General features: G+C 49.5%; 17 protein-coding genes and 3 tRNA genes. 6 read left to right on the top strand and 14 right to left on the bottom strand.

Features of this window, described 5'->3' with window-relative positions; translation table 11 throughout:
- Positions 1 to 128 precede the first annotated feature (128 nt).
- Positions 129 to 1,709, top strand: coding sequence for an AAA family ATPase (locus ACYVJG_RS07690; RefSeq protein ID WP_460430539.1), 1,581 nt, complete (start codon positions 129 to 131; stop codon positions 1,707 to 1,709).
- Complete coding sequence (locus ACYVJG_RS07685; RefSeq protein ID WP_460430538.1) at positions 1,696 to 2,547, top strand: HNH endonuclease; 852 nt, start codon at positions 1,696 to 1,698, stop codon at positions 2,545 to 2,547. The genes ACYVJG_RS07690 and ACYVJG_RS07685 overlap by 14 nt, the downstream gene beginning before the upstream one ends.
- A gap of 545 nt (positions 2,548 to 3,092) precedes the next feature.
- On the opposite strand, the gene ACYVJG_RS07680 is transcribed toward ACYVJG_RS07685, so the two are convergent.
- The 8 genes from ACYVJG_RS07680 to ACYVJG_RS07645 form a co-directional block, all read right to left on the bottom strand.
- Positions 3,093 to 3,581 carry a hypothetical protein gene (locus tag ACYVJG_RS07680; RefSeq protein WP_460430537.1) on the bottom strand — a complete coding sequence of 163 codons (489 nt, stop codon included), beginning with the start codon at positions 3,579 to 3,581 and terminating at the stop codon, positions 3,093 to 3,095.
- Positions 3,568 to 5,757 carry a DUF927 domain-containing protein gene (locus ACYVJG_RS07675; RefSeq protein WP_460430536.1) on the bottom strand — a complete coding sequence of 730 codons (2,190 nt, stop codon included), beginning with the start codon at positions 5,755 to 5,757 and terminating at the stop codon, positions 3,568 to 3,570. Before ACYVJG_RS07675 ends, ACYVJG_RS07680 begins: the two co-directional genes overlap by 14 nt.
- On the bottom strand, positions 5,754 to 6,755 hold the full coding sequence (locus ACYVJG_RS07670) for a DUF7146 domain-containing protein (protein WP_460430535.1): 1,002 nt from the start codon (positions 6,753 to 6,755) through the stop codon (positions 5,754 to 5,756). The genes ACYVJG_RS07675 and ACYVJG_RS07670 overlap by 4 nt, the downstream gene beginning before the upstream one ends.
- Positions 6,756 to 7,091: 336 nt before the next feature.
- A complete protein-coding gene (locus ACYVJG_RS07665) occupies positions 7,092 to 7,337 on the bottom strand; it encodes a helix-turn-helix transcriptional regulator (protein WP_460430534.1) in 246 nt (81 codons plus the stop codon).
- Between the two features lie 176 nt (positions 7,338 to 7,513).
- Positions 7,514 to 8,047, bottom strand: a complete 534-nt coding sequence (locus tag ACYVJG_RS07660; protein ID WP_460430533.1) for a hypothetical protein — start codon at positions 8,045 to 8,047, stop codon at positions 7,514 to 7,516.
- 258 nt (positions 8,048 to 8,305) lie between these two features.
- Positions 8,306 to 9,514, bottom strand: coding sequence for a tyrosine-type recombinase/integrase (locus ACYVJG_RS07655; protein ID WP_460430532.1), 1,209 nt, complete (start codon positions 9,512 to 9,514; stop codon positions 8,306 to 8,308).
- Positions 9,515 to 9,689: 175 nt separating this feature from the next.
- Positions 9,690 to 9,765: transfer RNA gene (locus ACYVJG_RS07650), tRNA-Thr, on the bottom strand.
- Positions 9,766 to 9,783: 18 nt separating this feature from the next.
- A tRNA-Pro gene (locus ACYVJG_RS07645) sits at positions 9,784 to 9,860 on the bottom strand.
- 129 nt (positions 9,861 to 9,989) lie between these two features.
- Here ACYVJG_RS07645 and yaaA point away from each other — a divergent pair.
- On the top strand, positions 9,990 to 10,748 hold the full coding sequence (gene yaaA, locus ACYVJG_RS07640) for a peroxide stress protein YaaA (protein ID WP_460430531.1): 759 nt from the start codon (positions 9,990 to 9,992) through the stop codon (positions 10,746 to 10,748).
- Positions 10,749 to 10,829: 81 nt separating this feature from the next.
- Positions 10,830 to 13,505: a bifunctional [glutamate--ammonia ligase]-adenylyl-L-tyrosine phosphorylase/[glutamate--ammonia-ligase] adenylyltransferase gene (glnE, locus tag ACYVJG_RS07635; RefSeq protein ID WP_460430530.1), complete on the top strand. Its 2,676-nt coding sequence runs from the start codon at positions 10,830 to 10,832 to the stop codon at positions 13,503 to 13,505.
- Positions 13,506 to 13,610: 105 nt separating this feature from the next.
- On the opposite strand, the gene ACYVJG_RS07630 is transcribed toward glnE, so the two are convergent.
- Positions 13,611 to 13,686, bottom strand: a tRNA-Asn gene (locus ACYVJG_RS07630).
- Between the two features lie 185 nt (positions 13,687 to 13,871).
- Here ACYVJG_RS07630 and ACYVJG_RS07625 point away from each other — a divergent pair.
- Positions 13,872 to 15,077: a cation:proton antiporter gene (locus ACYVJG_RS07625; RefSeq protein WP_460430529.1), complete on the top strand. Its 1,206-nt coding sequence runs from the start codon at positions 13,872 to 13,874 to the stop codon at positions 15,075 to 15,077.
- Positions 15,070 to 16,278: a YbdK family carboxylate-amine ligase gene (locus ACYVJG_RS07620; protein WP_460430528.1), complete on the top strand. Its 1,209-nt coding sequence runs from the start codon at positions 15,070 to 15,072 to the stop codon at positions 16,276 to 16,278. Before ACYVJG_RS07625 ends, ACYVJG_RS07620 begins: the two co-directional genes overlap by 8 nt.
- Here ACYVJG_RS07620 and ACYVJG_RS07615 read toward each other — a convergent pair.
- Genes ACYVJG_RS07615 through ACYVJG_RS07595 form a run of 5 tightly spaced genes read right to left on the bottom strand, consistent with a single transcriptional unit; the run spans position 16,259 to position 22,635 of the window.
- Positions 16,259 to 16,966, bottom strand: a complete 708-nt coding sequence (locus ACYVJG_RS07615; protein ID WP_460430527.1) for a peptidoglycan DD-metalloendopeptidase family protein — start codon at positions 16,964 to 16,966, stop codon at positions 16,259 to 16,261. The genes ACYVJG_RS07620 and ACYVJG_RS07615 overlap by 20 nt on opposite strands.
- Before the next feature lie 9 nt (positions 16,967 to 16,975).
- Positions 16,976 to 17,875, bottom strand: coding sequence for a class I SAM-dependent methyltransferase (locus ACYVJG_RS07610; RefSeq protein WP_460430526.1), 900 nt, complete (start codon positions 17,873 to 17,875; stop codon positions 16,976 to 16,978).
- A complete protein-coding gene (locus ACYVJG_RS07605) occupies positions 17,872 to 18,432 on the bottom strand; it encodes a DUF1415 domain-containing protein (RefSeq protein ID WP_460430525.1) in 561 nt (186 codons plus the stop codon). The genes ACYVJG_RS07610 and ACYVJG_RS07605 overlap by 4 nt, the downstream gene beginning before the upstream one ends.
- 50 nt (positions 18,433 to 18,482) lie before the next feature.
- Positions 18,483 to 19,406 (bottom strand): diguanylate cyclase, encoded by a 924-nt coding sequence (locus ACYVJG_RS07600; protein WP_460430524.1) that lies wholly within the window; start codon positions 19,404 to 19,406, stop codon positions 18,483 to 18,485.
- 43 nt (positions 19,407 to 19,449) lie between these two features.
- Entirely contained in the window at positions 19,450 to 22,635 is a 3,186-nt protein-coding gene (locus ACYVJG_RS07595; protein ID WP_460430523.1) for a response regulator, read from the bottom strand.
- Between the last annotated feature and the right edge of the window lie 192 nt (positions 22,636 to 22,827).

The raw sequence follows: 22,827 nt of genomic DNA, 5'->3' as shown, positions 1-22,827 counted from the left end.
CAAAAACGGCCCCTACGGAAATGATATAACTGGTGATCAGCATCAGAGGCTGTGGGGATGAGATATCTACAAGTGATACAAATCCGATCCAGATTTCAAGCACACGTTTGATGCGAGGATTTTACACAATGCAATTGTCTTCTCCTCTTTTTTCAGTTATGGAAAATCTTCCAGACTCCTCATCTCGAAAAAGAGATCACGTCTATCTGATTATCGACAGATGGGATGATTGGGCTAAGTACAGAACTCAATTCTCGGTACATGTAATTGACGGTGCCGGAAAAAACCACTTCCCTGGCTCAGTAAAAATTGGTGAAAAGGGGTTGCAACCCCGAGGCAGGGGCGAAGTATTGGAAATAGCATTCAGAGCACCAACTCTTCCCACTGAGTTTGACAATCTCGACAAGCAACATTTCTCGATAGGCCAAAGTGAAAACTACTACGAGACGCTAAACGAGCTTGATGAAGATTTCAGGATTGCAATCCTGAAGGGACTGCGAGACTGTGCCTACGATTTGGCCATCTTCGAGGAGAACATTTCGGAAGACGTTATGTCGGAATCGCTCCTTAGAGATGTTCAGCAGCGTAATGTCCGAAATCGCTATCACCGACTAGCTCAGGGGGATGCTGTATTGACCCGCTTTGAGTTCAGCTTCACATTCCCCGTAAGCGAAAGGGGAGAAAAGCCACCCACTTTAACCTTCAAGGTAAAGCCTCACACGGAGCCTCCCACAAATGTTCATGTGCTGATTGGGCGGAATGGTGTCGGAAAGACGCGATGCATTCAACACTTAATCCGGTCTGTTTTACGCGGCACGCAGGCCGATGCACAGAGCGGGCTGCTGGAGCGTCTAGGAGATAACGCCAATGATTGGGAATTCGCTGGCGTAGTTTCCGTTTCGTTCAGCGCATTCGATGATTTTGATATCCCGCCGGCGATTGATTCGGGAATGCGTGCCTCCCAGGTTGGCTTGCGACATAAAATCGAAGAAGGTAGAGGAGAAATTTTTCAGGTAAAGACACCTGAAATGCTGGCCGAGGATTTTGTGCAAAGCCTTAGCGCATGCAGAAGCGGACCACGAGCAAAGCGTTGGCTTCAATCTCTAGCGACACTTGAAGCCGATCCATTATTTGAAGATGCTGGTGTTGGAGAGTTGCTTCAGCTCGATGAAGCCACTTGGCGCGATGCCGCCAAGTGGCTATTCAGGAGGCTAAGCTCAGGGCACGCAATCGTTCTACTGACAATTACTCGCTTGGTAGAGCTCGTTGACGAGCGGACGCTAGTGATTTTGGATGAGCCGGAAGGGCATCTTCATCCCCCTCTCCTTGCTGCATTCATTCGAGCGGTAGCTGACTTACTGGGTAAGCGCAACGGGGTTGCGATTGTGGCTACCCACTCCCCGGTCGTTCTGCAAGAAGTTCCGATGTCCTGCGTCTGGAAACTGCGTCGTTCTGGTGTGGTGTCTGTAGCCGAACGGCCAACGCTTGAGACATTTGGTGAGAATGTCGGAGTATTGACCAGCGAGGTCTTTGGTTTAGAGGTCACGCGCTCAGGTTTCCACAGCCTGCTGGAGAAGGCCGTGGAGACGGGGTTAGGCTATGAAGAAGTGCTTGATCATTTCGGTGATCAACTAGGGTCGGAGGCAAGAGCGATTACACGCGGTCTGATTGCCGCAAGCAGTAGGGGGAAGCAAGATGCTGGAAATTGAGTGTCCCGAATACTCCGCTTCTGCTGTCTTTAAAGAATGCATCCCTGTAAAAAGAGATAAAAATCTCAAGACAAGACTTGAGGAAATTACAGCAGACATAGTCGCGGCGGAAAGCACCTACGAAGCAAAAGCTAAGTCACTTGCTTTCTATGAAATCAAGACCGAACAAGGTGTAGCAAAATCCGTAACAACTTCGGAAATGGAGGACCTGTACGTCACCGTTTTCGCCAGAAAATCCTCCCCAGTTCGAAAGAAATACTATGATAAGTTGATGCTGACTCCGAGAAACGGCACTTGTCCAATGTGTGGCCAACGCGATGTATCAACACTGGATCATTACTTACCGAAAGCCAAAAATCCAAGCCTTGCAGTAACTCCAATTAATCTGGTTCCTGTCTGCCACGAATGCAACCATACAAAAAGCGAATACCACCCAGCGGCTGCTGATCAGCAGTTTATTCACCCGTACTACGACGAATTGCCAGCTGACACCTGGTTGGTCGCCGATTTGGATCAAACTAGACCTCCCGCGCTCAGATTTCGCGTTTCGCCGCCAAACGACTGTGATAAAACGCTGGCTAAGCGTCTTGTTTGGCACTTTGAAGAACTTGATTTAGCGAAACTCTATGCCTCGCAAGCAGGAAAAACACTCGCTGGTATTGCTGAAAAACTGAAAGCGGCAGGTGATCGTGGTGGTAAAGATGAGGTTCGATTTATTCTAAGCGAGGATACGCGCTCATGGAGCAAAGCCAACCTGAACGGTTGGCAAGCGGCAATGTACAGAGCGCTAGCTGGTTCTGATTGGTTTTGTGAGGAAGGATACCGTTATTTAAGCTAAAATTTGATAGGCTAGGTTACATAAGCGAAATCATGTTCGTCATATTACGGCAGTTGCCAATCAGCCACTACAAACAACAAAAAACCCAGTAGGCACAAGGCTTTTACTGGGTTTATTTGGCAATGCTAGGCACTGCTTTTAGTGTCTGTGGCGATAATAGGAATCACAATACCCGCTAAAACCATTGCTGTTATTAGGCTCTACAAAAACAAACCCCAAAAGTTATACGCAAACTTATACACATTTTGAAAAGTACCCCCCTTTGCAGGTACTGGGGCAGGCTTACCGCTTATGGGGCGTTCAGTCTCGCTTACCCTCACCAGTAACACGGCAAAACTTTGGGTTTCTCCCTGCCTGTTGTGTTTAGAACACCATCGCCTTTTTTGTTTTCCATTGGTCACTTTGCTGATCGCTTTTTTTGGTTTTCACTCACAACAACCACACAACCAGCGTTAGCCGGTTTGCTTTTTTAGGTTGTCAGCGACAAGCAAACAAGATCGCCCTTTTTATGGGCACAAAAAACCCGCGCTAGGCGGGTTTGTTGGTTATGCGGCTACTTGCTCATAGTCGTATAGGTATGGCAATGGCTCTAGCTTCTTTGGTGTGATGCCCCTTACATCGCCACCTATCCATGCCAGTCTATAACCCCTGTCCTTATTCGTGCGTGTCTCCCTGTTATCGTCATGTGTCCACGGTCTAAAACACTCGATGAACGCTCTAGCATTGCTGGCCCGATCAAAAACGTGAACACATTCCCCCGCTTCAAAGGTTTTGCCTTGCCCCTTGATCACAAACAACACCGGCTTAATCAGCACATGGGTAGGTTCTAAAAAATCCATGCTCACAATGCCGGTTTCTGACTGTGCAAGGCAGTGTAGTTGCTCGATCATCCGCGCCTTGTGTTTTGCAATGTAATCACGGGCAAGGGGAGTGATGTTGCTGGCAGGGTGAACGCGCAATTTCTCTCCATTTCCAGACAGGCTTAGGTCTAGCGCAAACCGGCTAAGGACGATGTGACGGCTAAAATTCTTCATAGTCGCCACCTTCAAAAGATGCGTTTTCGGTTCCCTCATCTAATTTTTCTTGGTTACTTTGGTTACCGTGGTTACCCCCTTGATTTACAAGGGTTTTATCTGGTAACCAACTCTCTTTGTTTTTGGTTACCGTGGTTACCTTTTCAGAATCGCGGCTTGCTTCATCGTGATCGGTAACCAAAGTAACCAAAGGAAAATTTTTTTGGTTACCGGAAAAATCTTTATTATTCAACGCGGTAACCGTGGTAACCGTGGTAACCAAGTTTTTTTGGTTGTCTAGCGGCAAAATCGAAAAAACGCGGCGATTGGTTCCGCTGATTTTTGTTTGCTTCCCCCTCTGTGGATAACTTTCATCCTTGCCAAGTAACCAGCCTGCAGCCTCTAGCACATCCAGCCCACGCCCAAAATCGAAACCGTCTAATGCTTCTTTCAGGCCTGATTTTGTGAAGTGATAAACCCTGCCACCACCGCCCGCTTTATCCTCATACCATCCCGCACGGTCACGGATAATCGGCCCGTCCATTTCGCTTTCATTTTCAAAGCGTGAACCGCCATGCTTATCAATGAAGTTTTGCACGGCCTCTAACATCGCGGGTGCTTCTTGGTTTCCGCTTGGCCGGTGTTTTCGCCATTCGTTAAACAGTGTTTTTGCTGCATCAATCGCTGTGCCCTGTGGCCAGCCTGTTAAGCCATACTCAGTTGCCAGCTCACCACCTAATGCCACCAACGCAAACAACGCTGCAACACGCCCTTGCGCCCCTGCTTCAGCCTCAAAGCCCCTGAGAATGTCTTTGTGTCGTTCCTCGATATTCTTACTTGTGTCTGCGACTAGGTTTTGCAGGAAGGCAGGGCCAGCAACGCCGTAGCACTTATGGCAGGCATCTTTGATGGCATTAGACATCGCTCGACCGTCATCAAAACCATGCAAGTCATCAAAAGCGCCATAGCGCCGATTCACTGGAATTTCGATCATGCGGACATCCATGCCGGCTTGCGCTCTCACGTTCGCAGTCTCAAGCTTTGCCTGTTTATCCATCTCGCCATTGCTCAAAAACAGTAGGCGGAATGTTGCCGTTTCTCTCAAGCCGCCTGATCTTGTGGCCCGACTTTTGCCCGAACCATTGCCCAAAAAGTAAATGATGTTGCCTAGCTCTCTGGGGTCTTCTATTTGCCCGATCTCATCCAGCACAAGTAAGCCATCGTTAGCCAATGCTGCAGCGCCTTCTAAACCGTTGCTTGTTACCCGCCATGCCTTAACTTGGCTACCCTCTTTAGGGCAACCCCACACCGATGCAGCAGCGCTAGTAATGGTGCTTTTCCCCTTGCTGGTTTCCGCTGAAAAGTGAAAGCCGCCGTTAGCTACCCCGCTATCTTTGAGTAAGGTACTGGCAAAGGCTGTGGATAGCGTGAGAATCAGCAAAGGGTTACCCGTGGCCAACGCTGCTACGCTATCTGTCCAAGTGGCTAATACACCGGCCTTTTCAAACAGTCCTGACGATGGCAGCGCACCATCCTGCAAGACAGCTTCTATCTCACTACCGGCTGGGGCAAAGAATCTATCTGGCAGCAAATAGCCTTCATCGTGCCAGCCTAGTTTTGTGGCAGCTAAAACCTGTCGTTTTGGGTGCTGGCTTTGTATGTAGCGTGACAGCACCGACTTTGCGCTAGGGTCGATTTCCAGCCCCATGTTTAACAGCACAGCGCGTAATTCCGCGCCATCCGCTGCCAGTAAATCCATCGGCATGGCCCATTCTTTCCACACAAGCAACGAATCACGCAATCTTAATAACCGGCCAAAATTGCGGTTCCTGTTGTCGCGGGTGATAGCGGTAACATACAAAGGCGCACAAATGTATGTGTCTATCGGCTCGATGCTATCCGTGCCTAGTTTGTATGAGTGATACCAGACACCAGCAGGGCCATACGTTTTGCTCCAATTCTCGCGAACTACATACCGTGGCCGGTGTTCAATCGGGACGGGCACATCTAGCAGGGCATAATCCGGTGCTTCTACTGTCTCCTGATTGACCGCATCCAGCGCCCGTTTCTCTCTCTCCAATTCGGCTTTGATGGCTGCCTTGCTCGGTTTCTTTTGCTTGGCTGGTTTGGCTTGTTCGTTGGTTTCGACTGGTTCGATGGCTTCATCATGGCCAAACAGGTCTAAGTTATCGCTCATTTTGCGCCCCCTTTTGCCACGTCTGCCCAATCACTACCGGCTTGCTCTGGGGTAAGTATCTTTGTCTTGATTGTGTCGTGGTAACGGGATTGCAGCGTTTTGGCTGCCTTGATGCCTTCGTTGTCATGGTCAGCAAAAATGACCAGTTCCTTCACTGTGTCAGGCACCGCGAGAGACTTAACGCCATTAGCAGATAGGCAGGCCCACACCGGCAATCCGCCATGCAACATTGACGCGGCTAACGCTGTCTCGATGCCCTCAGCAACGCCCAAGACATCACCGGCAGGGAATAAACGCACAGCAGCGCCGGAAATAGTGCCCAACGATTGCATGAGTTTTTTGGGCTCTGGCACGGGTGCTTTGCTGGTGCCATCGTGGTTTAGGTAGGTACGGTGAATGCTGATATTCCTGCCATCAAGCGCCGTGACTGCTGCCAGCAATGCGGGAAAATCGCCCTGTTTATCCTTGCCGGTGTAATAGCCAAGATTAGCAATAACCCTTAAAGACGGGACAGGGGCAGTGCCATGCCAGACACCACGCGATTGCAGATAAATCGAACCCAAACAATCACCGGTTAATGCCCGTGATTTACGCCAAACATTGCACATGCTTTGATAGCGGCGGGTTAATTCTGATTCGCTAATTGGCTCAGGATTGCCGGCAGGAATAAAACCTGTGGCAGATTCACGCTCAACGGGTGCAACACTGCTAGGCAGTCGCAAATAGTCCCGCAACCATGTAACGGCATCTTTGAAACGACAACCGCGCCAAGCCATGAGGAAGGCCACACCATCGCCCCCGTTCGGGGCACATTGGTTGCAGATATAACCGCCGCGATTTTGGTGATTTGTGAAGCGGAAACGGTCTTTACCGCCGCAGAATGGGCAGGGGCCATGTTTGCCAGTCAAGAACCGATCAGGGATGCCGGCAGCAGTGAGGATGTCAGGCCATTTGCCAGCGACTAGCGCCAGCATTGTGTGAATGTCTTGTGTTTGCATAAGGGTTTTTCCCTTCTAAAAAAAAGGTAAAAACCGCTTTAACGGGGTGCGCGCATATCCTACGCTCAGCCATGGGCTAAGGTATTTTGAATATCAACAAAGCATGACCGGTCACACGCTTGGCGTATGGCAGTTAAAGGCCAGATTGTCAGAAAAACAAAGAGGAAATGCGCTATTCAGATTTTGGGCAAACAGGTAAAATCCTGCTGCCGTTTCTGCACCGTTTGGGCGGTCAGATTTGCGTGCAAAGAGTTGGTAGCTCGATGCACGGCGGCAGGTTAACTGAGCCCCCTACGTTTTTGCAAGCGTAGGGGCTTTTTTTATTGTGGTAGATCATTACGCTTGCTCTCCTGCCTGATAGTTCACAGGGTCGGCAAGCCAGCGGTGCAATTCACGGTTGCTATACATGGTGCAGCGAATACCAAGGCGGATAGGTTGCGGGGCGCAGCCTTGGTTCGATAGTTGGCGGAACCGTTCGCGGCTAATCGGTGCGAAGGGTGCAATTTGCGCCCACCGGCTCATGCCATCAGCAGGCAGGGTAAGGGGTTCGGCTTCATGGGGTTGCAGTGTTTTAGTGGCCATCGTTGGCGTTCCTTGTCGTGAATGAACGCTGTCAGGAAACCGCATTTACGATCTGACAGGCAATGATTTTTAGGTGTCATTAGGTGTCACCAAAACGCTGAAACTTCATATTTTTTATCCATTAAAAACAAAAAAACCCCTGAAAAATCAGGGGTGTCATCTGTTGCCATGTCTTGCTATCGGGGCAGTTTGAAATGCTCTACGATCACCTTATCAATAAAACGGGATTCCCTGTCTTTGTCGCTAAAGACAAACTTAGAGTTTAGCCATGAAATTACGACTAATTGCTTAGGCGGTTTCGTTTCATAGTCGGGATGCTCAACGGGGAAGGCTTCAATAGCCTGCATGAGTCTGTCAAAGGCAGGGCTGTCAATCTCTAGTCTTTTCTGTGGTTTGGTTTCTCTCTCAGTAGGCTTGCTAGATAGATCAGGGATACAGCCTTTTATCTTGTCGATTTCTTTCTTAATGAAATTGTTCCGAAACTCAATCAGTTCTGCTTTTTGCTTCGCTCTCTTAAGATTTTCGGCAGCCAAATGAGCAAGAGCGCCATCCTCCTGCCATACTGCTTTTTGCTTCGCTCTCTTAAGATTTTCGGCAGCCAAATGAGCAAGAGCGCCGCCGTCCTGCCATACTGCTTCTTGTGTCGCTCTCTTAAGATTTTCGGCAGCCGCATAAGCAAGAGCGCCGCCGTCCTGATAACCTGAAATCAAAATTGCCCCCTTCGCATTCCCTGAAAAAGAGAGGCCAGCATCAGGTGGGCAGGGTTTCCCACTTTTCGCCCCGTCGGGCTAGATGCCAGCGTAAAAACAATTCCTAACCGTGGAAGAATCGAGAAAGCCAAAAAGGTAACCACGGTAACCAAAAATCAAAACTTACGGTTACCGAAAAATAACCAATAAAATCAAGGCGGTAACCACGGTAACCAAAGTAACCACAAAAAAACAGTAACCGTAAGAAAAACGTATTTTTTAAGCCTCCAAGGACAAGGCCGGCACGTTTACCTGTGCGTCTAAGTAGTCGCTCCAGTGCTGCATCATGGCCGCACGTTGTTTGAGATACAGGGCATGGTTATAGGCCGCCGATACTGCATTGCGTGGGGCATGGGCAAGCTGCAATTCGATGTGGTCATGGTTGAAGTCCATCTCATGTAACACCGTGCTGGCAACCCCCCTAAACCCGTGGCCAGTCATGCGGCCTTTGTAGCCCATGCGGTATAGGGCATAAAGCATGGTGTTATTGCTCATGCCCTTGCCACGGCCTTGCTGCGAAGGAAACAACATAGGCGACTTACTGCCGGTGATGGCTTTGAGCTCTTGCAGGATGGTAAGCACTTGAGAGGATAGCGGGATGATATGCGGGGTTCTCATCTTCATACGCTTGGCAGGGATACGCCATTCTTTTGCGTCTAGGTCGAATTCATCCCATTGTGCCTCGATCAGTTCCCGCGTTCTCACAAAGGTATGGGCCATGAGTTGCAAAGCGATACGGGTCAAGGGATGGCCTTGATAACCGTTTATCTTTCGCATCAATTCGGGCAGTTCTCTGGCCTCAATACGGGCGTTATTTTTGGTTTTTGTTGGCTTGAGTGCTTCTGACGCTTTGATGTCTGCAGCGGGGTTTCTCTCTGCTATCCCATGTGCCACGGCATAACGCATGATCTGGCTGCATGTCTGTAGTGAACGCCTTGCAATATCCAAGGCTCCACGCGATTCAATACGTTTTGCCATCATCAGTAATAACGGGGCCGTGATGTCTGTCAGGGGCCGATTGCCAATGAGCGGGAAAACGTCAGATTCTAACCTTCGAATGATTCGGGTTGCATGGGCAGGTGTTTTTGTACCTTGCCAGCTATCCCACCAATCACGGGCCACGGATTCAAAGCTATTGGTCAGACTCTTGGCGGCCATGAACTTATCTTCTTGACGCTGCACAGACGGGTTAATGCCTTGCTTGATAAGTGCTTTTAAGCGGTCACGCTCTAATCTCGCTTCCTTGAGCGTTACATCGGGATAGGTGCCAAGAGATAGCAGGCAGGGTTTGCCATTAAAGCGATAGCGAAAGCGCCACCATTTAGAACCTTGTGGCTGAACGTGCAGGGCAAGGCCTTTGCCATCGGATAGTGTGAAGGGTTTTTCTTGTGGCTTGGCGGCTTTGACTATGGGGTCGGTTAGCTTCATGGCAGGCCCTTGTGTATAACAACATCCTATCGGATTCTAGCTATACGCAAAGTTATACACAAATTTCATTGTTCCCATCGTTGCCAACAGATAGCCACAAATAACAAAAAACCCAGTAGGCACAAGGCTTTTACTGGGTTTATTTGGCAATGCTAGGCACTGCTTTTAGTGTCTGTGGTGCCGATAATAGGAGTCGAACCTACGACCTTCGCATTACGAATGCGCTGCTCTACCAACTGAGCTATATCGGCACATCAAAACTTTACAATTGGTCGGGGTGAGTGGATTCGAACCACCGGCCTCTACGTCCCGAACGTAGCGCTCTACCAGGCTAAGCTACACCCCGTAGTCAAAACTGCGCACTTTGCATGGCAAAGAAGAGGGGATGAATAATAGACAAAATTACCGCGCATAGCAAGATTCCGAATGGCGGTACAATCTACCATCTTGCCCCATTCCCCAAGGTTTTTTGACTATGTTAATGCTGATTTCCCCCGCCAAAACCCTCGACCTCGACACTCCCTACCAACTGCCCCACCACACCGATCCTGAACTACTGCCACAAGCGGCAGAGCTGGTTGCAGTGTTAAGGCAAAAAACCCCTGCTGAATTGGCCGAACTCATGCAAATCAGCGACAAATTGGCCTATCTGAATTTCACTCGTTACCACGATTGGCAAATTCCCCAGCCACAAGACACCCGTGCCGCGCTGTATACCTTTATGGGTGATGTGTATGAAGGTCTGGATGCGGCCAGTTTAGATAGCGCGGGACAGCTATTTGCCCAACGCCACTTGCGTATTTTATCGGGCTTATATGGCGTATTGCGTCCATTTGACCGTATGCAAGCCTATCGCTTAGAAATGGGCACACGCTTACTCAATCCACGCGGAAAAAACTTGTATCAATTTTGGGGTGAACGCATCAGTACCACCTTGCACCACACCCTAACCGAAATGGGCTCACAACAACTGATTAACCTTGCCTCTGAGGAATACTTCAAATCAGTGACGGCTAACCCTGCTTTTCATATCATCACACCAGTATTCGAAGAACAAAAAAATGGCGGCTATAAAGTCATTGCCATCCATGCAAAACGGGCGCGGGGGCTGATGGTGCGCTTTGCTATTGACCATCGTATTCAAAACCCCGAACAGCTAAAACAATTTGACCGTGAAGGCTATCGGTTTACCGCAGAAGCATCTGATACCCACCGCTGGGTGTTTCGTCGCTAACGTATACCTTACCCAGCAGACGAATCTCATTTATTGCTTCATCATTCGTGCGAAAATGGTGTGAGTTTCTAGGAGAATGCGATGTCTTATGCCCCTGCTGTCAGCCGTGCCCTTGGCCATAGTCACTACTTACGACGCTTATTCGATTCTGCCCCTGATGTTGCACAAGATATTCTGCGCCATCACGACCAGCCTTTTACCCAAGAGGCCATGTTGGCGCGTTTACAAGACATCCCCGCCCATGACGAGGACGCCTTAAAGCGTGCTTTGCGTAAATTGCGGCAGGCGGTCATGGCGCGGTTGATTGTGCGTGATGTGGGTGGTTTGACCGATACCGATGAAGTATTAACCACGATTAGCTTGTTAGCCGATGTCACTGTCGATACGGCCCACCGCCATATCGAAGCCACACTATTAGCACAATATGGCCAGCCCATCGGCAACGAAAGCCAGACGCCACAATCTATGATTGTGGTGGGTATGGGTAAATTGGGTGGGTATGAATTGAACGTCAGTTCAGATATTGACCTGATTTTTCTCTATCCAGAAAACGGCGAAACCAACGGATCACGCAGTCTCTCGAACCAAGAATTTTTCACTCGTTTAGGTAAGCGTTTGATCGCAGCCATTGCTGAACCAACCGGTGATGGTTTTGTGTTCCGTGTCGATATGCGACTACGCCCTTATGGTGATTCAGGGCCGTTGGTGATGAATTTCAATGCTTTTGAAAATTATCTGCTGACCCAAGGACGAGAATGGGAGCGGTATGCTTGGATCAAAGGCCGGATTATCAGTGGTGAAGATCAGGGGCTATCCGATATCGTGCGACCTTTTGTGTATCGCAAATACCTTGATTACAACGCCTATGGCGCCATGCGTGATTTATATGCCCAAATCCAACGCGAAGTGGCGCGGCGCGATATGGCCGACAATATCAAATTGGGGCCCGGCGGGATTCGTGAAATCGAGTTTATTGCCCAAGTATTTCAGTTAATTCGCGGTGGCCGTGAACCACGCTTACAAACACGCTCAACCCGCACCGCATTACAAGAACTGGCTAATCTGAAATTATTAGAAGCCGATACGGTAGATGAGTTGCAACAGTCCTATCGTTTTCTGCGTGATTTAGAACATCGCTTACAGTATTTAGACGATCAGCAAACGCAAACCTTGCCCACCCAAACTGAGATGCAGCTCAAAATTGCAGAAAGCATGGATTATCCTGGGTGGGATGGTTTTATTGCTTCGCTAAATCGTTTGCGCAATCAGGTGCATCGCCATTTTGAACAAGTCTTTGTTTTACCCTCTGATGACCACAGCTCGCATCCTCTCACCAGCTTATGGCAAGATGCCAGCGGCGAACCCAGCGATGAACAAGAAAACCGCTTAGCTATTTTAGGCTATCATCATGCCCGTGAAACTGCCCGCCATCTGGCGACACTAGCCAATAGCCAACGCTATCGCCAGCTTCCTGACACCAATCGCAAGCGTTTTGATGGTTTGATTCCGTCTTTAATTGAAGTCGCAGCAGGGTTTGCTAATCCTGATGAAACTTTAGTGCGTATTTTAAGTTTGATGGAAACCATCAGCCGACGTGGGCCATATTTGGCTTTGTTAAATGAATATCCACAAACGCTGCGCCGGTTGGCCACACTTTACTCTGCCAGCCCGTGGGTATCGAACTATCTCAACCGCCACCCAATTTTGCTTGATGAATTGCTTGATGCTCGTGTGCTATACGCCGAACCCAACTGGGCACAACTCGCCACTGAACTCGACGAAAAATTAACAGCCTGCGGTAAAGATGTTGAAGCAAAAATGGACACACTGCGCCATTTCCAACATGCTCAACAATTTCGTTTAGTGGCGCAGGATTTAGCGGGAATGTGGCCATTAGAGGCGCTGTCTGACCAAATTTCGCTGTTAGCTGATACCGTATTGGCAGCAACGCTAAAACATGCGTGGTTGGATATTTCAAAACGCCATATCGAGGTACCGAAATTTACTATTGTTGGTTACGGTAAATTGGGGGGTAAGGAATTAGGCTATGTATCTGATTTAGACATTATTTTTCTGTATGACGATCCCCACCCCGACGCAGCAGATTTGTATGCACGATTAGCGCGTAAACTGTCTACTTGGCTCACAGCCACCACGCCAGCTGGGGTGTTATACGATATTGATTTGCGGCTACGTCCAGATGGTGCCTCTGGTTTGCTGGTCAGTACGGTGGAAGCTTTCCGCAATTATCAGCAGAAAAAAGCGTGGTTATGGGAACACCAAGCGCTTACCCGCGCCCGCTTTGTGGCAGGGGATGTACCTATTGGCGATCAGTTTGAAAAAATTCGCTTTGAAGTCCTCGCGGCCCCACGCAATCGCGAAGTGCTCCGACAAGAGGTGTTGGGGATGCGGGAAAAAATGCGTGATAGCCACCCTGCTGTCGATCATGACATCAAACATGCCCACGGCGGCATCATCGATCTTGAATTCTTGGTGCAATATCTGGTTTTGGCGCACTCGCACTACTTCCCCGAACTGACAGGCAATATTGGCAATATTGCACTATTGGGATTGGCGGCAAATGCCGATTTAATCGACCGTGAATTGGCCGAAGCAGGACAAGCAGCGTATCGGCACTATCGCCGCTTACAACATGCAAAACGCCTGAATGAAGCGCCAAAGGTCGAGGTCGATCAGACTTTGCGTCAACACTATACCGCTGTTCAAAAACTCTGGGATGCCGTGTTTGCGGGATAAAAATAGTTAACGGGCGCGGCAATGCGCCCGTTTTTTATCAGAATGACTGATTTTGACTTGATAAAAAAGAAAAGCCCCACAATTCTGTGGGGCTTTCTTGAATTTTGGCTCCTCGACCTGGGCTCGAACCAGGGACCTACGGATTAACAGTCCGGCGCTCTACCGACTGAGCTATCGAGGAATCGTTGCAGTGCATCGATAGGTCGGCATAATAGACATCCTCTTACTGTTTGTCAACATCTTTCGTCTTCTTTTTTTGAAAAAAGCTTAATAAATGTTAATGGTATAACAGTTTTTTATTGACTACTGTTATACAGATCAGGCAGCCTTAGCGGCTCTCACAAAGAATGAGTGGAGAAAGACCGTATGTTCAGTGAAGAACACTCATGGTGGGCTGGGGCGTTGACCTTGGATTCCTTGGGCGCCTTTGGTTTGGTGTTAGCACTTGGCGTGCTCGGGGGGCAATTGGTTCATCGGGTACTCCATCTTCCCGCCTTAACCGGCTATTTGCTCACGGGCTTATTGCTTGGCCCTGCTGGATTAAATCTATTATCACGAACGGTGTTGGGTGATATTCAGCTATTTGTCGATCTTGCCCTTGGATTGTTTTTATTCGAGCTAGGACGGCGCCTAGATGTACGGTGGCTGGTGCATGATCGCGGATTATTATGGTCGAGTATTTTAACCAGTACACTGGTGTTTATTGCCCTTCTCGGGCTGATGATGGGGTTGGGCTTGCCTTCGGGTTTGGCCAGTTTGGCGGCCGCCATGGGCAGCGCCAGCTCACCGCCCATCCTATTACATCTAATTCGCGAAATGCGCGCCGAGGGTCAAGTCAGTGAGCGCACCTTGGTTTTTACGGCAGTTAATAATTTATTTGCTTTGGTATTGTTCACCGCCGGCATCTCTGCCTTACAACTGGCTGGCGAGTTTGCCATTGCCACCACCGCTTTCACCGATTTTCTACGACTGTTAGCAGGTTCCTTAGGCCTCGGAGTAGTGATGGCTTTACTGTCGATTCCATTAAGCCGCTGGCTAGGCCGCGAAGCCATTACACAAAATGCCCTGTTATTGGCCTTAATTGCCTTAACCGTCGGCCTATCCGTTAAGTTTTCGTTATCACCTTTAATCGCTGCCTTGGCGCTTGGCTGTCTGAGCCGTGTCTTAGACCGAGGGTACAACATCATCGAGCCGAATTTAGAAGGTTTGGGTCATATTTTATTCTTGGTGTTTTTTGTCTATTCCGGTGCGGTGTTGGTCCCCGAACACTTTATTGCCATGTGGCCGGTCGCATTGGCTTTCCTTGGCCTACGGGCAGTGGTTTTGATGGGCAGTGGCGTGGCTTTTTCGCGTTGGAATGGTTTGTCGTGGCGGCGCGGTGGTTGCTTGGGTTTGACCCTGTTTCCGGTGTCTAGCAGCACTTTGTTACTCATGTTGCACATTGGCAGCTTATTTCCTGCTTTTGGTGCGCAACTATCTGGTCTGATGTTGGCCTTGGTTTTGTGTTCAGATTTACTGGGCCCGATTGTGGCACGGGTCGGTTTAATCGCATCAGGAGAAACCCGTGACTGATCTCACCCACACTGTAGAAACACTGCCCACGCTCACCGCCCCCACCGTAACACCTGAACCGATGCTATTTTTTCAGTCCTCGTCGCCATTGACGATGGGCGTCGAATTGGAGCTGATGATTGTTAATGTCCGCGACTTTAATTTGACGCGAGGGTCGGATGATTTGCTGCACTTAATTAACCGTAAGCCACATGGCTACGATATTAAGCCAGAGATCACCGAGGGGATGATTGAGATTGGTTCGGCAATTCATACTTCGACCGATGACTTATTAGCAGAGCTGCGCGCCATTCGCTCGCTGTTGGTGGCTGCCGCTGAACGGTTGAATTTGGCGTTGGCTGGTGGTGGTGCACACCCGTTTCAACATTGGGATGACCAACGGATTTACCCAAAAGAGCGTTATCGTTTAGTCGGTGAGTTGTATGGTTATCTGGCCAAACAATTTACGGTATATGGTCAACACGTACACATCGGCTGTCCAAATGGGGATTGGGCCGTGCGTTTAACGCATTATTTATCGCGCTATATTCCCCACTTTATTGCCTTGAGCGCTTCCTCGCCTTTTTATCAAGGCGTGGATACCCGTTTTCAAACCTCTCGCCTGACCAGTGTGAACGCTTTTCCGCTATCGGGCTCGATGCCGTGTGTCAACGATTGGGAAGGGTTTAATCAATATTTTCAAAACATGGCCAAACTCGGCATTGTTGCCAGTATGAAAGACTTTTACTGGGACATTCGGCCAAAACCCGAATATGGCACCGTGGAAGTGCGAATTTGTGATACGCCACTGAGTATTGAAAATGCTGTGTTATTGGCCGGTTATATCCGCTTATTGGCCAAACACTGTTTTGCCCAGCCCATGCAACCCACCGATGCCCACAGCTATTTGACCTATACCTATAACCGTTTTCAAGCCTGTCGCTTTGGCTTTGAAGGGGTGTTGGTTAAGCCATTAGAAGGCACACAAACCTCGGTATTAGAGGATATTTTGGTTACCCTCGACCAACTGCGCGGGGTATCCGAATCGGTGGAGGAAGACAGTATTTTGGCTGCGTTGCGCGAACGCACCTTAGCACGAGATTCTGATAGTGATTGGCTACGTCAAGCCTATGCCCGCACCCACTCACTCAGTGATGTGGTGCGGCGACAGGCAGAACGATGGATGTATGGTCGTGAACGGGTTATTGGAAGTAGGCGCTAGGATCAATTGGTTTGCCACGATAACGCAGCTCGAAATGCAGCAGGGGTTTACCGCCGTGGCTGCCCATTTCGGCAATAGTTTGTCCGGTGCTGATGGTTTGACCGTCGCGGGCTAACAATTTGCTGTTATGGGCATAGACAGTCAGATAATCTTTATTATGCTTAATAATCAACATATTACCGTACTGTCGAATCCCGCTACCAGCATACACCACCTTACCGGGGGCAGCGGCTAAAATCGGAGTCCCCACTGCACCAGCAATATCCACCCCATTGGTGGTTGTATTGAAATTCCCAAGTTTGCCACCGGTCACCGGCATGGCTAAGCGGATACCCGCTTGTGCAGGGGTTGCAACAGGGTCTTTTGGTGTGGGGCGTAACACTGGGGCACGGGGCGTCGTGGTTGGGCTTGCCGCAACAGTGGGGGGTGCCACTCGCAACACCTGTCCCACTTCAATTTGGCTGGCGTCGGCAAGATTGTTCCACTTCACCAAGGTACTGACACTCTGCCCCCAACGCTTTGCAATCCGAAATAAGGTATCACCAGCCTGAACGCGATAATAGCCCGGTTCAACCGGTGCATTGACATCGACACCGGCGGAAGGTGTGGTTGAAGACGCACATCCATACAGCACACTCAAGGCTAAGGCGGCAACGGCAAGGGGGCGGAGGAAATCAGCAGCAGTCATGGAAACCGATTATACAGCTTCTTGCTCACCTTGGGCGGCAACGGGCATGTCTGGCAAAAAGCGGGGGATCAGTTCTTCCAATCCAAATTCTTGCAAAATGGCTAACAAACGTTGCCGTGCATTCCCACGCCGTTGACCGGTATAACGGGCAATAATCAGCTCATTTTTCATCGAATGTTCCCACCCGACCAATTCGGTCACCGTCACCTGATAGCCATAGGCTTCTAACGCCAAACAGCGCAAGACATTGGTGAGGTGGCTACCAAATTCACGCGTGTGGATAGCATGTCGCCACATTTCAGACAATGGAGTTTGTCCCAACATTTTATTTTTATGTTGGCGTAACACAGCAGCGACCTCGGCCTGACAACACGGCACCAAGACAATGAAACGGGCTTTTTTATGCAACGCAAAGCGGATGGCATCGTCAGTTGCCGTATTGCACGCATGTAACGCCGTCACCATGTCAATTTGCGCGGGCAAGTCTGGTGAGGTAATCGATGCTTCGACGCTGAGATTCAGAAAACGCATCCGAGGGAACTGTAAATGAGCGGCCAATTCTTCCGACCGCTGTACCAGTTCTTGCCGTGTCTCAATCCCAAAAATATGGCCGACCTCACGTTGTTTGAAAAACAAATCGTACAGGATAAAACCAAGATACGACTTCCCTGCCCCATGATCGGCAAGGGTACAGGGCGCAGCAGCGTCTGCCAGTTCCTGCAATAAAGGCTCGATAAATTGGTAGAGATGATAAACCTGTTTCAGTTTACGGCGGCTGTCTTGGTTGAGCTGTCCATCACGGGTCAGGATATGCAACGCTTTTAATAACTCAACCGATTGGCCCTCGCGGACTTCGGGCGGCAACACGGTTGGCCGATAGCTGATATGTTTCTTCTTTTTGTCGCTCATACCGAAGGCTTCCCTGTTGGAATGTCGAGTGCTTGCCAGCCTGCCAAACCGATTTTTTCCATCGTGGCGATATTGCGTTCAAAAATAGTATCGGGGTTGTCGATTTGACTCACCACCCGCGCAATACTCTCCTCGCGAATCAAGTGTAATGTGGGATAGGGAGAACGATTGGTATAGTTGCTGATGTCGTCTGGCTCAGTGTCAGCAAACTGAAAATCGGGGTGAAAGCTGGCCACTTGGATCACGCCTTCTAAGCCCTGATCGGCTGGCGCTGCTTCGGCGATTTGCAGCACATCATTAAATTCTAAGAAATCAGGGAATAAAGTCGGGTGAATCAATAAGGTGGTGTCGATTTCACTGGCTGGTGTTGCCGCCAACAGCGCTAACTCATCGTCCAGTTCTTCTAAAAACTGATCGAGATGTTGCGCTTGGCTGACCACAAAGCGAATTTGGTTTTTGACATACACGGCTTTGGCAAATGGGCACAAATTCAGCCCAATTACCGCCTTCTCTAGCCACACTTTGGTTGCGGCAATCACGTCTTCTGGCGTAGTCATCTGCAATTCCTGACAAAAGCACCAGTTTAACGCAACCAGCCACAAGGGATTTAGCCAATCTCAGTCCGGTTACGTCCAGAGTGTTTGGCACGATACAAGGCCTGATCGGCACGCTCTAACAAACTCTCGGGTGCCAAATCAGCGTGAGGCGCCAGTGAAGCCAAGCCGATACTGGCAGTGATGATGTTAGCCGTGGGAGAAGCCAGATGGGGCATGGCCATTTCTGCCAACGCCTGATGGATTTTATTTGCCACAACAAGGGCATGTTCGCTGTCAGTTTCAGATAGCAACACAGCAAATTCTTCGCCACCATAGCGTGCAGCAAGGTCGCTGCTGCGTTGAATGGTTTGATTTAACAAACCACCAAAGCGGCGTAGGGCTTCATCACCAGCTTGATGCCCATAGTGGTCGTTGTAGAGTTTGAAGTGATCAATATCAATCAACATCAAGCTCAAAGGGCGTTGGTTACGCTGACAACGACGCCATTCCCGCTGATATTGCTCGTCAAAACAACGGCGGTTACCGATACAGGTCAGACCATCCGACAAAGTAAGGCGGCGTAACAAGTCGGTTTGCCGTTTTAAGGTTAAGTGAGTGCGTACCCGTGCTTGCACAATCGAGGGGTTGACCGGTTTGCTGATGAAATCCACCGCGCCAATATCAAGCGCCCGTGTTTCATCTTGGGCATCAGTAAGCGCAGTAATAAAGATAATCGGGATATCTGCCGTCAACGGGTCGTGTTTGAGTGTAGAACAGACCGTATAACCGTCCATCTCGGGCATCACCGCATCCAATAAAATCAGATCAGGAGCTCGAGTTTGTGCCAACTCAATTGCCTTATCCCCTTTCAAAGCAAACAACACTTCGTGTTGTTCCTTCAAAATATTGTTCAATACCAGCACGTTTTCCATCATGTCATCCACAATCAGAATACGGCCGCGTAAAGGCAGGTCGGTCGAAAACGAAGTTGGCATCAGATTAGGGCTCTCGGCAAGTCAGGTTAACAACAGATGATGTTCAACTGGTGGGAAGTTGCTTAAGTGCGGTTTCAAAGTCGAGTGACTCCACCGCAGTAAGCAAAGCCGCCGCCGCTGTTTTGCCTAACGTGGCTTCCCAGCGCGGTAAATCGTTGCGAATCATCTCCAGCGCGGCAAGATTATATTCCAGTAACAAAGCACGTAAGGCATTTATTTCTGTGTGATTGAAGGTGGCATGTACCTCATCATTTGCATGAGAGGCGTTCTCATTCTTAAGCTGTTGTTGAATTAAGTGCGCCGATTGCACCACTTCTTCTAATGCAGTGCGTAAGCGGAAGCATTCTTGCGCCCGAGGGAAGGGCGCGGCAGCTTTCGCCGCCGATTCTGCTTGCGCGACACAATCGGCAAGATGCACCGCGCCAAGGTTTGCCGCTGCACCGCGTAGGCGGTGCAAAATCTGTACTGTTTGTTCTTGTCGGTCAGCTTCCCAATGCTGTAACGCATCTTCAATACTGTCTTGCTGTGTTTCGGCAAAACGCACCAGTAATTGCGCTAACAAGCGGGCATCACCAACCCGCGCCAGCGAAGCCGCGACATCAATACCAGCCAATTGATCGGGTAAACGGAACTCGGTTTTTGTCACCGCGACGGCAGCAGGCAACAACGGTTGCACTTGGTAGCCTGTGGTTTCCAATAGGGTTTGGAACAAAATATCCGCTTCTACTGGTTTACTGACATGGGCATTCATTCCGGCATCCAAGGCTTCTTGCCGATCACTGACCATCGCGTTGGCTGTCATGGCAATAATCGGTAGCTCGGTCAAGCCTAAGCCTTGACGAATGGCGCGGGTGGCGGTGTAGCCATCCATCACCGGCATTTGCACATCCATTAACACTGCATCAAACGCCGTTGGCTTACGTTTCAAACATTGCACCGCTTCACGGCCATTTTCTGCCACTTCCACCATCGCACCGGCACGCCCCAATAACTGACAGGCCACTAACTGGTTGATTTCATTATCTTCCACCAGTAATACACGCATTCCCTGCAAGCGGCCTTCAAGCTGACTGATTTTGGCAGGCGTATCAGGCGAGCGCGGTTGTTGGCCTTGATTGCGCGCACGAATCACCGCATCGAACACCATTGATGGTGTCACCGGCTTGGACAACAGACCATTGAGCTCTAAGTCGCCGGCGGCTTGTTCTAATTCTTCTAAGTTGGCCGCAGTCAGCATCAAAATCACCGGTGGTAGTTGGCTTGGGTGATGCTGCTGTGCATACCGCATCATCTCTAGGCCATCCATCCCCGGCATTTGCCAATCTAAAAATAATAGATCGTAGCTTTGCTGAGGTTGATTGAGATACGACAAGCCTTCCTCTGCCGAAGCTGCCAAATCGGCGCCCCAACCAAACGACCGGCAGAGCTGTTGCAACACCACACGCGATGTTTCGTTGTCATCGACAATCAACACGTTAAGCGCGTGCATCTCATGGCGGACTGGCGCTGGTTTGATGGTGCTGCTATCGGGTAAGCGGCGGAATTGGGCAGTAAAGCGGAAAGTGCTGCCCTGACCAAGCTGGCTTTCCACCAAAATCTCGCCATCCATCATGTGCACCAGCCGTTGACTAATGACCAATCCCAAACCCGTCCCGCCAAAGCGGCGGGTGGTGGAGGCATCGGCCTGACTGAAAGCATTAAACAGATTGCGTAATTGCTCGGGACTCATCCCGATACCCGTATCACGGACAACAAAGCCCAATTCGACCCGATCCATTTCTTGCCGCAGTAATTGAATACTGAGCACCACTTCTCCGGCGTGGGTGAACTTAATCGCATTGCCGGTTAAATTGATTAACACCTGCTGCAAGCGCAAGGCATCACCGGCCAACTGCCGAGGGACATCAGGATCGATTTGAAAGATGGTTTCAATGCCTTTATCGCGGGCATTGGTGGACATAATCGCGCTTAAATTACGCAATAACTCATCCATCGCAAACGGCACATCCTCTAACTCCAGACGGCCGGCCTCGATTTTCGAAAAATCCAAAATATCATTCAAAATACCTAATAACGAACGGGCAGAGCGTTGAATTTTGTCGAGATAATCACGCTCACGCTGGCCCAATTCGCCATCTTCCATCAATTGCGCCAGCCCCAAAATCGCGTTCATTGGCGTGCGAATCTCATGGCTCATATTGGCTAAAAACTCGCCCTTGGCTTGACTGGCGCGTTCGGCATCTTCTTTGGCACGCAAGAGTGCCGCTTCGTTATTGCGAAGTGCCCGTTCTTGTGCATCGCGCTGTGATAATTGTTTTTGCAACAAATAGTGCGCTAACCAAATTGAACAAATAAAAATCAACCAACCAAAGCCAACAATCCAAGCATTGCGCTGCCAGTTCTGCAAAATCACCTCTTTTTCACGGGTGACATACATATAGAACGGATAACGCTGGATACGCTGCATGTGGGCTAAACGAACTTTACCGTCGAGTCCCTGATCGACTTCAAATTGCACACTTTGGTGTTGGAACCAACTTTCTGGGCCAATCAATGGTGTACCAATACGCGACAAAACCAGCGGTGTCCGTGTCACTAACGTGCGATTGTGATGCGCTAAGGCAACAGCAGCATCGGGTAAACCGCGTAATTGATCGAGACGATAGGCCAATTTAATGATGTCAATCGCCGCCACCACCACGCCGGCAAACTCACCATCGCTGGTTTCTAAGCGCCGGCTAATGGTGAACACCTTAGCCCCAGGTCGTAAAGCAGAGTCAAAGACCGGACTGACATAGGGCTTAAACAGCGTATTTTTTTGGTGGAAAACAAAATAAGGGCGTTGCTGTAGGTTGAGCTGTTGTTCTGCCAAGGCAGAATTGCGAGCAAAACCATCGCGGTCAATCACGACAATATGTTGTAGATAGGGGGTTTGTTGTATCCGCACATCAATCGCGGTGCGAATCGCCTCAGTGACATGCAACACATCTTGATTGCGAACATGGCGCTGGGTGATTTCTAACACGCTGTCGAGGCCATCGAATGATTGTTCGATAAAGGCCTGATAGGTGAGCGAAAGATTCGTCGCACCGGCATAGGCTTGGGCAATATCACGCTGGCGGCTACTGTAAAGCCACAGCCCATAGAGGACGGTGATAAATAGCGTCAGCACGATGGTGGCTAATGTAAGCCCACGCCGTAGGGAAAGAGTTCGTAGAGAAACAAGCATGCTAATACGCTGCTTAAATCGAAAAAGTAGACCGACAATTTACCATTATCACGGTGCCTTCTGCCATGCTTTTACAATTTAAGATACCTCCATTATGCCGTTTTATTCTTTTGTTCGATTAAATAAAACTTTTTCTGCAGCGTCATAACCCACTTTGCTTAGCGTGTTGGTATCGGTTGTGGCAACTTCAGC

Source organism: Aquaspirillum soli (assembly GCF_054781915.1).
Note: the sequence above shows the minus strand (reverse complement) of the source record. Positions and strands in the feature narration are given on the sequence as shown.